Origin of the sequence: Pseudomonas sp. TH32 (assembly GCF_016650855.1) — a bacterium.
Taxonomy (GTDB): Bacteria; Pseudomonadota; Gammaproteobacteria; order Pseudomonadales; family Pseudomonadaceae; genus Aquipseudomonas.
The window spans coordinates 1,473,657-1,486,510 of sequence record NZ_JAEKFA010000002.1 but is presented as its reverse complement, the minus strand read 5'-3'; the positions used below and the strand labels follow the sequence as shown (position 1 = coordinate 1,486,510).

Genomic DNA, 12,854 nt, shown 5'->3' with positions numbered 1-12,854 from the left:
TCCCGTTACAGCACCGACTGACCGCTCAACGCCAAATCCAGCAACTCACGGTTGGCCACCGCGTACATGGCGTAGTCCGTGCCCACCGCAGCACGAATCTCCACCATCATCGCGCGCCAGCGCTCCACCATGCTCGCGTTCTGCTCAAGCCACAGGGCCACGCGGGCTTCCATGTTTTCTGGCGCATCGGCCATTTGCAGAACCTTGATGGTGATCGCCCGTTGCTGCCAGTCCACGTCATCGCGGAAGGCTTCACGCGCCTGGGCCTGCCAGTTGTTGCCCACCGGCAGATCGCTGATCTGCTGCAGGTACCACGGCAAGTCCAGGGCGCTACCGACGGCGAAGTACGCCTTGGCCACATCAGCAGCGCTCTGACCGGTGACGTCAGCCGCTTCGATGATCGGCAGCAAGGTGTACAGGTGCGTGGTGCCCGCCACCATGCGCGCCAACAGCTCCGGTACACCGGCTTCGACATACGCCTGATAACGGTTCTGCCAGCCTTCGCGGGTCGGGCCTTCCAGCAGTTCGTCGAGCTTGAGGCCCAACGCCGCCAGGTGCGGACCGAAGTGCGCGACGTCACGGGCAGCATCCTGCTCGTTGCGACGGCTGCGCAGGAACCAGCGGGTGGCACGACGGCCCAGGCGCATCAGTTCGTCCATCAATGCCAGCTGCACTTCAGCCGAGACCTGGTGGTCCAGGGCTTCGATCTGACGGAACCAGTGCGGGAGGTGGAAGATGTCACGCACGATCACGTAGGCACCGGCCACGTTCGCCGGGCTCATGCCGGTGGACTCTTTGAGTCGCTGAACGAAGGTGATGCCCATGTGGTTGACCAGGTCGTTGGCGATCTGGGTGCTGACGATCTCGCGCTTCAGACGGTGGCGACGCATGGCTTCGGAGAACTTGGCCACCAGGCTCGGCGGGAACGCGGTCTCCATGTCACGGGTCAGGTAGTCGTCATCCGGTACCAGGGACTTGAGCAGCGCTTCCTTGAGGTCGATCTTGCTGTAGGAGATCAGTACCGACAGTTCCGGCCGGGTCAGGCCCTTACCGGTGGCGGCACGCTCGGTCAGTTGATCTTCCGAAGGCAGGTACTCGATGGCGCGGTCCAGCTTGCCACGGCCTTCCAGGTCGCTCATCAGGCGCTTGTACTCGGCTGCTCGCTCGAAAGCTTTGCGGGCGGCCAGGGACAGGGCCTGGGTTTGCTTGTAGTTGTTGCCCAACACCAGGCTGCCGACTTCGTCGGTCATGCTCGCCAGCAACTGGTTGCGCTGCTTGTCGGTCATGTCACCGGCCTGCACCACTTCGTTGAGCAAGATCTTGATGTTCACTTCATGGTCGGAGCAGTCCACACCGCCGGCGTTGTCGATGAAGTCGGTGTTCGAACCGCCGCCATTGAGGCCGAATTCCACACGACCCAATTGGGTCATGCCGAGGTTACCGCCCTCGCCCACCACCTTGCAGCGCAGCTCGTTGCCATTCACGCGCAGGGCGTCGTTGGCCTTGTCGCCCACGTCGGCATGGCTCTCGGTGCTGGCCTTGACGTAGGTACCGATACCGCCGTTCCACAACAGGTCCACCGGTGCCTTGAGCAAGGCGTTCAGCAGTTCGGTCGGGGTCAGCTTGTCGGCCTGGATGTCGAAGCGTTCTTTCATCTGTGGCGAGATGGCAATGCTCTTCGCGCTGCGCGAGAAGATACCGCCGCCTTCCGACATGATGCTGGTGTCGTAGTCGGTCCAGGCCGAGCGCGGCAGGTCGAACAGGCGCTGACGTTCAGCGAAGCTGTTGGCCGGGGTCGGGTTTGGATCGATGAAGATGTGCAGGTGGTTGAAGGCCGCGACCAGTTGCAGCTTGTCGGACATCAACAGGCCGTTGCCGAACACATCGCCGGCCATGTCGCCGACGCCCACCACGGTGATGCTGTCTTGCTGGACGTTGATGCCGCGCTCACGGAAGTGACGCTGCACGCCCACCCATGCGCCCTTGGCGGTGATGCCCATTTTCTTGTGGTCGTAACCGGCAGAACCACCGGACGCAAACGCGTCACCCAGCCAGAAGCCGTAGTCGATGGCGATGCCGTTGGCAATGTCGGAGAAGGTCGCAGTGCCCTTGTCCGCGGCCACCACCAGGTACGGGTCATCGTTGTCGTGGCGCACCACGTTCAACGGTGGCACCAGGGCGCCGTCTTTCAGGTTGTCGGTGATGTCCAGCAGGCCGGAAATGAAGATGCGGTAGCAGGCGATGCCCTCGGCCGCGATCTCGTCCCGGCTGCCGCCCAATGGCAGGCGACGAGGCAGGAAGCCGCCCTTGGCGCCCACCGGCACGATGACCGAGTTCTTCACCTGCTGGGCTTTTACCAGGCCCAGCACTTCAGTACGGAAGTCTTCTTCACGATCGGACCAGCGCAGGCCGCCGCGAGCGACGTTACCAAAGCGCAGGTGCACGCCTTCAACCCGTGGCGAGTAGACGAAGATTTCAAACTTCGGCACCGGCTTCGGCAATTCAGGAATCGCGTGCGGGTTGAACTTGAAGCTGAAGTACGACTTGTTCTGACCGTTGGCATCCGCCTGGTAGAAGTTGGTCCGCAGGGTGGCCTTGATCAGGTCCAGGTAGCGACGCAGGATGCGGTCTTCGTTGAGCACCTGAACGTCGTCCAGGGCCGTCAGAATGGCCTGTTCCAGGCGTTGCTGCTTGTCTTCCAGGTCTTCGGCGGTCAGCTTGCGCGCCAGGTAGAAACGGGTCTTGAACAACCGGGTCAACTCGCGGGCGATGTCGGTGTGGTTGTTCAGGGTGCTGGCGATGTAACCCAGGTCGAAGCCCAGGCGAATCTGCTTCAGGTAGCGGGCGTAGGCACGCAGCAACGCCACGTCGCGCCATGGCAGGCCGGCGGTCAGTACCAGGCGGTTGAACGCATCGTTCTCGGCATCGCCGTTGACGATGTGCACGAACGCGTCCTGCAGGGTGTCGTTGAGCTGCTGGATGTCGAGGTTCAGGCCTTCGGCGGCGGTGAACGCGAAATCGTGAATCCAGAACTCGCGGCCATTGGCATGACGCAGGCGGTACGGGAATTCACCCAGTACACGCAAGCCGAGGTTTTCCAGGATCGGCAACACATCGGACAGCGCCAGCGGGGTGTCGGCGTGATACAGCTTGCAGTGCAGCTCGCGCTGGCCGGAAACCTGGCCCAGCGGCTGGTAGAAGCTCATCACCAGCGGGTTGGCTTCGGTCAGGCTGAGCAAGTGCTGCATGTCGACCACAGCCGAATGCGCGGCGAAGCGCTCACGGTAGCCGGCCGGGAAGCCTTTCGGGAAGTCTGCCAGCACGTTGGTGCCATGGGCCTCGCCAAAGCTTTCCACCACCAGGCTGGAGTAGTCGTCCTGCCAGCTGCGGCAGGCCTGCACCACTTCTTTTTCCAGTTGCAGCGGGTCGATGTCCAGGCGGTTCTTCGGGTCTACCCGTAGAATCAGCTGGACGCGAGCCAGTACGGATTCGGAGAAGAAGGTCCAGAACTCGCAGTCCGAGGCTTTCAGGCGATCCATCAGCACTTGCTGGATCTTCTGGCGCACTTCGGTGGAATAGATGTCGCGTGGCACGTAGGCCAGGCAGTAGCAGAAGCGGCCGTAGGGGTCTTTGCGCAGGAACACGCGGATCTTGTTGCGCTCCTGGATCTGCACGATCGACATCACGGTGCTGAACAGTTCGTCCACCGGGGTCTGGAACAGATCGTCACGGGGTAGAACCTCGACCACCTGGGCCAGTTCCTTGCCCAAATGCGCCTTGGCCTGGAAGCCCGAGCGACGCTCGATTTCCGTGACCTTGCGGCGGATATACGGGATCACCCGCACGCTTTCGCCGTACACCGAAGAGGTGTAGAGGCCCATGAAGCGGCATTCCTTGATGACCTTGCCGTCGGCATCGATCTGGCGGATCGACACGTAGTCCGGGTAGGCCGGGCGGTGCACGCGGCTTGGGTGAGCGGCCTTGGCGAACGACAGCACGGCCGGTTCACGCAGGTAGTTCACCGCGTAGTCCTCGATGCGCAGGTCGTCGGCGGTGAGGCCTGGGCGCAGCAGTTTGGTCAGACCGAGGAACGAGTTGGCGTCATATTCGATATGACCGCCATCCGCCTCGTCACGTACCACAAACTCTTCATAGCCCAGGAAGGTGAAGTGGTTGCCCACCAGCCATTCCAGGAAGCTCTTGATCTCGGCTTTTTCTTCGCCGTCGATCACGTAGGAGCTGGCGTCGATACCGGCCAGCAGTTCCTGGACCTTGGCTTTCATCGGTTCGAAATCGGCGACAGCAACGCGCACTTCGCCCAGTACCTGCTCAAGTTCCTTGCTCAGGACATTCAGCTCGGCGGCGTTGGCGCAGCGGTCGATTTCCAGGTACATCAGCGATTCTTGCTGAACGTCTTCGCCCTGGGTGCCTTTGGGCAGGATTTCCAGCAGCTCGCCCTTCTTGCCACGACGCACGCTGAGCACAGTGGTTTGCAGGGTGTGGATGCTGTAGCCACGGCGATTCAGCTCGGTACGCACCGAGTCCACCAGGAAGGGCAGGTCGTGGTGCAGCACTTCGACCGCCGTGTGGGTCGATTGCCAGCCGTGACGTTCGTAATCGGGGTTGTAGACCCGCACTTGCGGTTGGGTGTGATCAAAGCGCTCAAGCAGGCGCCAGGCAGACAGGGTGCAACCGGCCAGGTCGGACAAGCGACGCTGGGTCAGTTCATCCAGGGAAATGATGCCGAAGAATTGTTCAGCGAACAGCGCCACTTGTGGCAGTGCCTGTTCACTGATGTGCTGCGCCAGTGCCGCTTGCAGTTGGTGCTGGAAGTCGGCTTTGCTGGCTGCGGTGAAGAACGCCATCTGTGGTACTCCGCTTGGGCTTGTTATTGATGGAAGCGTCGCGTGTTATCCCCTTGCGGGGAGACCGTCAGCTCTGTTCGCGGTCTACAGTAACGAATTCAGAGTGACAGGTGGGTGAAGCTGGACAAGACAATGAGGTCACATTCAACTTCCATAAGATGTGCTGCCAGCCAGGCGACGGTACGACGGGCAGGTCAGACTCCTGGCGAGGCACATCCGTTGCGCAGCTTAACGAGTGTAGGAAGCGTGCTGCTTGCGACGCTGCGACATATTCGGTCATCGGCACGCTGCTGGCGGGTTGCGACTTGGGCAACCGGGTGTTTTCGGAGAAATCCCGAGGCGCCGAGTACCGGAAATGACTGATATAGCCCGTCAGGTCATGCCACAAGGTCTGACACACGATGCAGCACAAAATTCGCCGCAATGGCACAATTGCCCTGCTTCGCCCTCCCCCAGACAGGATTAACCATGCCACTGCAACTGACCACCGCCCACCTGATCGTCAACCCGTGCGATGACGAAGAAGACAACATGGCCATGCTCTGCTGCCACGGCGACAAGGGCGAGATGTTCATGGTCACTCGTTATCCGGATGAGGACGAGGTGGAAATCACCTGGGATTACGAGCCGTCGACCCTGGACGGGCTGAAGATCACGCTGAGTGCCACGACGTTGTTGGTAGAGATTGGCGCAGCGGACGCCGATGCCTTGGGCGGCAGTGATCATCTGGAAATCACCCACGGCACGGCGGAGTCGGATCTGGCCGAAGTGGAAGAAACCTTGCAGAACATTCTCAAGGGCACCGGGACCTATATCCGGATCTAGAAGCCAAGACGGCTCAATGTGGCGAGGGAGCTTGCTCCCGCTGGGCTGCGAAGCGGCCCCAAACCAGTCAGCTGCGCTCTGTCTGGAAAAACTCGGCCGCCTTATTGGGGCTGCTGCGCAACCCAGCGGGAGCAAGCTCCCTCGCCACAAAGGTAGGTGCCAGCCGGAAAAACCTCGGACATTTCCCACAATTCCCAAAAAATACCCCCTGCGCCGTTAGTCGCCGCACCCTCTGATGCATTAAAGTAAGCCCCCAGGCCCTGGCGTTTTTAACAACGCCCGGGGCTCACCTCTCCAGTAACCGTCATCGATGGAACATCGTGAAGCGCTGCTTGCGCTGCGAACCTTTCTTTCAACGCAGATTCTCGGCCAGGAAAAACTCATCGAGCGCTTGCTCATTGCCCTGCTCGCCGATGGTCATATGCTGGTTGAAGGCGCTCCCGGGCTGGCCAAGACCAAGGCCATCAAGGAGCTTGCCGAAGGGATCGAAGCACAGTTCCATCGCATCCAGTTCACCCCCGACCTGCTGCCCGCCGACATCACCGGCACCGAGATCTATCGTCCGGAAACCGGCAGCTTCGTGTTCCAGCAAGGCCCGATCTTCCACAACCTGGTGCTGGCGGACGAAATCAACCGTGCCCCGGCCAAGGTGCAGTCGGCCTTGCTTGAAGCCATGGCCGAGCGCCAGGTCAGCGTGGGGCGCAGTACCTATGAACTGTCGCCACTGTTTCTGGTAATGGCCACGCAAAACCCGATCGAGCAGGAAGGCACCTACCCGTTGCCCGAAGCCCAGCTCGACCGCTTCCTGATGCACGTGAAAATCGGCTTCCCCGATGCCGCCGTCGAGCGCCGCATCCTGCAGCAGGCCCGTGGCGAAGCCCTCAATGGCGAAACCAAGCCCGAGCGCCGGGTCAGCCAGCAGGCGATCTTCGCCGCCCGCAAGGAAATCCTCGGCCTGTACATGGCCGACGCGGTGGAGGAATACCTGGTGCAACTGGTCATGGCCACCCGCACCCCCGCCAAGTTCGACCCGGAAATGGCCGAGTGGATTGCCTATGGCGCCAGCCCCCGTGGCTCGATTGCGCTGGACCGCTGCGCCCGGGCCCACGCCTGGCTGGCCGGTCGCGACTTCGTCAGCCCGGAAGACATCCAGGCGGTGCTGTTCGACGTGCTGCGTCACCGCATCATTCTGTCGTTCGAGGCTGAAGCAGCCGGTATCGACCAGGACCGCGTGGTGCAGCGCATTCTCGACGTCGTTGCCGTCGCTTGACGCCCATGAACGCTGGCGATGGAACCCGTGTCACCCTGAGCGAATTGATCGAGATGCGCCATCGCGTGCGGGAAGTGCAGCTGTTTTCCACGCCAAGCCAGCGCAGCCCGCTGATCGGCCTGCACCACTCGAAACTGCGCGGGCGCGGGGTCGACTTCGACCAGGTGCGGGTTTACCAGGCCGGCGACGACGTACGCACCATCGACTGGCGCGTCACCGCACGCACCCAGGAACCCCATACCAAGCTGTTCCATGAAGAGCGCGAACGGCCGATCTTCATCATGGTGGAACAAAGCTGCCGGCTGTTTTTCGGCTCGGGCCAGATGTTCAAGTCGGTGCTGGCAGCCCAGGCGGCGAGCCTGATCGGTTGGGCTGCCCTGGGTCACAACGACCGCGTCGGCGGCCTGGTGTTCGGCGACAGTGAGCACTACGAAATCAAACCCCGGCGCAGCAAACAAAGCCTGCTGCAATTGCTCAACCGTCTGGTGCGGGTCAACCAGAGCCTCAACACCGAGCGTCGCCCGGAAGCCGACGCCCTCGGCATGGCCTTGCGCCGGGCCCGGGAAGTCCTGCGCCCGGGCAGCCTGGTGATTGTGATCTGCGACGAACGCGCGTTGACCGAAGGCGCCGAGCAACAGCTGAGCCTGCTGTCGCGGCATTGCGACCTGCTGCTGTTGCCGGTCTCCGACCCGCTGGACCACGCCCTGCCCGCCGCCGGGCTGCTGCGCTTCGCCGAGCGCGGCGCACAGCTGGAACTGGACACCCTGAATTTTGACCTGCGCCAGGCCTACAAGGCCCAGGCCGAAGCCCGCAGCGCCCGCTGGGAACTGCTCGCGCAAAAGCTGCGAGTGCTGTTGATGCCCTTGAGCACACAGGGTGAAATGGTCGAGCAACTGCGCGAATACCTGAACCCGCAACGCCCGGTTAAAAAGCAATGAGCAGCCTCGACCAACTGCAACCCTTGATCGCCCCGCCGGTGATCGGCTTCTGGCCGCCGGCGCCGGGCTGGTGGCTGTTGCTGCTGATTCTCCCGCTGGCGAGCTGGGGCTTGTGGTCGCTGCGGCGTTTCCTGCCGGCCAAGCGCCCGCTGGCCCGCGCCGAACAACCCCTGGACCCGCTGCGCATCGCCGCCCTCGCCGAGCTGGCCCTGATGCCCAAACCCTACGACGGCGCGCCGGCCGGTGCCTGGCTGCAACAACTCAACGGCCTGCTCAAACGCCTGTGCCGCAACGACTACCCCTACAGCCAGAGCCACACCCTCAACGGCCGCAAATGGCTGGCGTTCCTCGACAACCGCTGCCCCGCCGCCGGCCTGACCCGTTGGATGGTGCTGGTGGAAGGCGCCTACAAGCCCGAATGCAAACTCGACGACAAGGCCATCGCCGGTCTGACCCAGGCCGTCGACACCTGGATTCGCAAACATGTTTGAATTCGCCTGGCCGTGGATCTTTGCCCTGTTGCCATTGCCGTGGTTGCTGCGGCTCATCTTGCCGGTGGCCGACAGCGGCGAGCCGGCACTGAAAGTCAGTTTCCTCAGCGATCTCGAAGGCCTGGCCCGCCGCCGCGCGCGGGTCAACCTGCCGGGCTGGCGCCAGCAAGCGCCGTTCGTGTTCCTGTGGCTGTTGCTGCTTACCGCTGCCGCCCGCCCGGAATGGCTCGGCGAGCCGCTGCCCATTGCTGCCAGTGGCCGCGATTTGCTGGTGGCGGTGGACGTCTCCGGCTCGATGGACTTCCCCGACATGCAGTGGCAGGACGAGGACGTCAGCCGCCTGAGCCTGGTCAAGCACCTGCTGGGGGACTTCCTGGAAAGCCGCGAAGGTGATCGCGTAGGCTTGATCCTGTTCGGCAGCCAGGCTTATCTGCAAGCGCCGCTGACCTTCGACCGGCGCACCGTGCGCACCTGGCTCGATGAAGCAAAAATCGGTATTGCCGGGAAGAACACCGCGATTGGCGACGCCATCGGCCTGGCCCTCAAGCGCCTGCGTCAGCGCCCTGCGCAAAGCCGGGTGCTGATCCTGGTCACCGACGGCGCCAACAATGCCGGCGAAATCGACCCGCTGACCGCCGCCCGCCTGGCCGCCGAAGAAGGCGTGAAAATCTACCCGATCGGCATCGGTGCCGACCCCGAGCAAACCGGCTCCCTGGGCATACTCGGGGTCAACCCGAGCCTGGACCTCGACGAACCGGCGCTCAAGGCCATCGCCGAGGCCACCGGCGGCCGCTACTTCCGCGCCCGCGACGGCAACGAACTGCTGAAGATCAAGGAAACCCTCGACCAGCTCGAACCCGTGGCCCAGCAACCGACCCAGGCCCGCCCCGCCCAGGCGCTGTACAGCGCGCCGCTGGCGTTGGCACTGATCCTCAGCATGCTGCTGGTGATCCAGGAACGCTGGCCGGATAACGCCCTGCAACGCCTGTTCAACAAACTCTCGAGCAAGGGCCGTTTCCTGCAACCCAACCCGGAATGGCGCGAGCGCCTGAAACGCCTGCGTTTGCGGAGGCGTCGATGATCGCCCTGTGGCCGCACTGGTTCCGTCCCTGGTGGCTGTTGCTACTGCCGCTGCTCGGCTGGTTGCTGTGGCAGTTGTGGCACCGGCAGAAACGCGCCGGGCGCTGGCAGATGATTCTGCCGCCAGCCTTCCATGCCGCGTTGCTCAGCGGCGGCAGTGGCCGCGAAAGCAAATCGCCGTGGGTGGTGCTCGGGATTGCCTGGCTGCTGGCCGTGCTGGCGTTGCTCGGCCCAAGCTGGGAGCGCGTGGAACAGTCCAGTCAGAAACCCGCCGACCCGCTGGTGGTGCTGCTGGAACTGACCCCGGAAATGCTCGCCACCGACAGCCCGCCCAGCCGCCTCGAACAGGCGCGGCGCAAGCTGTTCGACCTGCTCCAGGCCCGCAGCGATGCGCAGACCGCCATCGTGGTCTACGCCGGCAGCGCCCACACCCTGGTGCCGCTCTCGGACGATCTGGCCACCAGCCATAACCTGCTGGAGGCCCTGCGCCCCTCGATCATGCCCGAGCCCGGCCATCGCGCCGACCTGGCCGTGGAAAAAGCCCTGAGCCTGCTCAAGCATGGCGGCCTCGGCCAGGGCCGACTGCTGCTGATTGGCTCGTCGCTGTCCAAGCAGGAACGCCAGGGCATCCGCCTGCAGTTACAAGGTAGCCAGGCGCCGAGCCTGTCGATCCTCGGCATCGGCAGCCGCGAAGGCACGCCAGTGACCCAGGAGAGCGGCGAATTCCTCAAGGACGCCCAGGGCGCGATCCTCGTGCCGCGCCTCGACAGTCCGACCCTCAAGGCTTTCGCCAGCGAAATGGGCGGCCGTTACCGCCAGGCCCGCCTGGACGACAAGGACCTGCGCCACCTCGGCCTGCTGGACGGCCCGCAAAGCCTGCGCAATGACGGCCAACTGCTGCACCTCGACACCTGGGCCGACCAGGGTTATTGGCTGCTCTTGCCGCTGTTGCTGCTGGCCGCCTGCGCCGGGCGCCGCGGCTGGCTGTTCTTCTTGCCGTTACTGCTGTTGGGCGCGCCGCAGCCCAGCTATGCCTTTGACTTCCAGGACCTGTGGCTGCGCCCGGACCAACAAGGCCAATTGCTGCTGAAGAAAAAACGCCCGGCCGAGGCTGCCGAACATTTTGAAGACCCGCAATGGCAAGGCGTCGCGCTGTATGAAGCCGGCAACTACGCCGAAGCGGCCAAGCGTTTTGCCGAAGGCAGCGACGCCTATTCCCACTACAATCGAGGCAACGCCCTGGCCAAAAGCGGCGAGCTGGAAGCGGCGATCGACGCCTACGAGCAAGCCCTGGAAGCCCAGCCCGACTTGCAGCCGGCGCTGAAGAACAAAGCCCTGGTGGAAAGCCTGATGCAGCAGGAACCGGAAAAAACCGAGCCGGCCAAGCCTGCAAAAAACGAGGATGACGAAACCACGCAACCCGGCCAGACTGCGCAACCGGGCGCCAGCAGCCAGACCGCCACCGGTGGCGAGCAGACGTCCCAGGGCCAGGGCCAACCCGGTGCAACCGATACACAAACGGGCGCCACGCCCCACGCCGGCAGCAACGAGGTGCCCGGCAGCGAGTTGGGTGACGAGCAAACCACCACGCCGCCCCTGCGCCCCGCCAGCGGCACGATCGAAGGCGAACAGCGCCAGGCCCTGGAACAATGGCTGCGGCAGATCCCGGACAACCCCGGCGAGCTGCTGCGACGCAAATTCTGGTACGAACAGCAACAACATCAGGACAAGACTCGATGAACCGCTGCACCGCCCTTCTTCTCACCCTCGCGTTGTGGGCCAGCCAGGCCCAGGCCGCCGGCCTGGTGGCCAGTGTCGACCGCAGCCGCATCAATTCCGGGGAGACGGTGGAACTGACGGTGGAGTCCAACGACGTCACGCTGTTCGGCAAACCGGACCTGGCGCCACTGGACCCGCTGTTTGAAGTGAGCGGCACCCGCCAGATCAACCAGCTCACCACGCTGGCAGGCGACAACCACGCCACCACCCGCTGGATCATCACCCTGCTGCCCAAAGAGACCGGCACCGTAGTGATTCCGCCGTTGCAGATCGGCGAACTCAAGACCCAACCGATCACCCTGCAAGTGGTGGAAACCGTCAGCCAGAACACCGAGACCCAGTTGGCTCCGGTATTTATCGAAACCAACCTCGACCAGGACAGCGTCTACGTCCAGGCCCAGGCGCTGCTGACCGTGCGCGTCTACCACTCGGTGTCGCTGTACGACGACAGCAGCCTGACGCCATTGCAGATCGCCGATACGCGCATCGAGCAACTCGGTGAATCACGCACCTACGAAAAAGTCATCAACGGCATCCGCCATGGTGTGATCGAAACGCGGTATGCGATTTACCCGCAGCACAGCGGCAGCTTGACGATCCCGGCGCAGATTTTCAGCGCCACGCTGGTGGAGCCTCGGCCCGCCCAGGACAATAACCCCCAAGGCTCCAAACCCGGCAAGCTGATCCACGTCAGCTCGCCGGAGCTGTCGCTGGCCGTCAAGGCCAAGCCGGCGGTGTACCCGGCAGACGCCCCCTGGCTACCGGCGCGCAGCCTGACCCTGACTGAAAGTTGGAACCCCGAGCCGGATCACGTGCAGGTCGGCGACTCCCTGACCCGCAGCCTGACCCTGAAAGCCGAAGGCCTGGCCGCCGCACAACTGCCGCCCCTGGCGCTGAGCGACATCCCTGGCCTGCGCCGCTACCCGGACCAACCGGTGCTGAGCAACCAGAACAACGACCGCGGCCTGATCGGCAGCCGTGAAGACCGCGAAGCCCTGGTGCCCAACCGCGTTGGCGCACTCGAACTGCCACCGGTGGAAGTGGTGTGGTGGAACACCCACGAAGACCACCTGGAACGCACCAGCCTGCCGGCCCGCACCCTGCAAGTGGCGACCAACCCGAGCCTGATCGTGGACACGCCGGCCAGCCCCACCGTGATCACTGCACCGGACAACGACAGCCTGTGGATCTGGCAACTGACCAGCCTGATCCTGGCCTGCACCACCCTGCTGGGCTTTGGTCTGTGGTGGCGTGCGCGCTGGCAGCCGGCGATCCTGCGTGCCGCGCAAACCGGCCCGAGCCCGCGTACCTTGCTGGACGACCTCAAGCGGGCGAGCCAGGCCAATGACCCGCAAGCCACACGCCAGGCACTGGATGCCTGGGCGCGGCAACAGCCGGAGACCCTGGCAGATATGGCCGCGCGGTTTGTGCCGTTGTCGGATGCGTTGGACGGGTTGAATGGCGCGCTGTACAGCGAAAGTGGCCAGTATTGGCAGGGTGAGGAATTGTGGCGGGCGGTGAAGGCGATTCCGATGGCGGAGCGCGAGCAGGACCCTGCGGGGGATAGCACCAGCTTGCCGCCGTTGTATCCCAAGTAGCCCTACCG

8 protein-coding genes are annotated in these 12,854 nt (G+C 63.6%); 7 read left to right on the top strand and 1 reads right to left on the bottom strand.

Features of this window, described 5'->3' with window-relative positions; all coding sequences use genetic code 11:
• Positions 1-5: 5 nt before the first annotated feature.
• Complete coding sequence (locus JFV30_RS10460) at positions 6-4,865, bottom strand: NAD-glutamate dehydrogenase (protein ID WP_201123515.1); 4,860 nt, start codon at positions 4,863-4,865, stop codon at positions 6-8.
• A 468-nt stretch (positions 4,866-5,333) separates the two neighbouring features.
• Between JFV30_RS10460 and JFV30_RS10455 the strand changes: the two genes are divergently transcribed.
• From JFV30_RS10455 to JFV30_RS10425, 7 genes are all read left to right on the top strand, one after another.
• On the top strand, positions 5,334-5,690 hold the full coding sequence (locus tag JFV30_RS10455; protein WP_169388113.1) for a hypothetical protein: 357 nt from the start codon (positions 5,334-5,336) through the stop codon (positions 5,688-5,690).
• 310 nt (positions 5,691-6,000) lie between these two features.
• Complete coding sequence (locus JFV30_RS10450) at positions 6,001-6,960, top strand: AAA family ATPase (RefSeq protein WP_003218556.1); 960 nt, start codon at positions 6,001-6,003, stop codon at positions 6,958-6,960.
• Between the two features lie 5 nt (positions 6,961-6,965).
• Entirely contained in the window at positions 6,966-7,898 is a 933-nt protein-coding gene (locus tag JFV30_RS10445) for a DUF58 domain-containing protein (protein WP_003218540.1), read from the top strand.
• Complete coding sequence (locus JFV30_RS10440) at positions 7,895-8,389, top strand: DUF4381 domain-containing protein (RefSeq protein WP_201123513.1); 495 nt, start codon at positions 7,895-7,897, stop codon at positions 8,387-8,389. Before JFV30_RS10445 ends, JFV30_RS10440 begins: the two co-directional genes overlap by 4 nt.
• Positions 8,382-9,470 (top strand): vWA domain-containing protein, encoded by a 1,089-nt coding sequence (locus JFV30_RS10435; RefSeq protein WP_010173076.1) that lies wholly within the window; start codon positions 8,382-8,384, stop codon positions 9,468-9,470. Before JFV30_RS10440 ends, JFV30_RS10435 begins: the two co-directional genes overlap by 8 nt.
• The gene (locus JFV30_RS10430) at positions 9,467-11,209 is read left to right on the top strand and encodes a tetratricopeptide repeat protein (protein WP_201123511.1); all 1,743 of its coding nucleotides are present in this window, start codon (positions 9,467-9,469) and stop codon (positions 11,207-11,209) included. The genes JFV30_RS10435 and JFV30_RS10430 overlap by 4 nt, the downstream gene beginning before the upstream one ends.
• Entirely contained in the window at positions 11,206-12,846 is a 1,641-nt protein-coding gene (locus tag JFV30_RS10425) for a BatD family protein (protein ID WP_010173080.1), read from the top strand. The genes JFV30_RS10430 and JFV30_RS10425 overlap by 4 nt, the downstream gene beginning before the upstream one ends.
• The last annotated feature ends 8 nt before the right edge of the window (positions 12,847-12,854 follow it).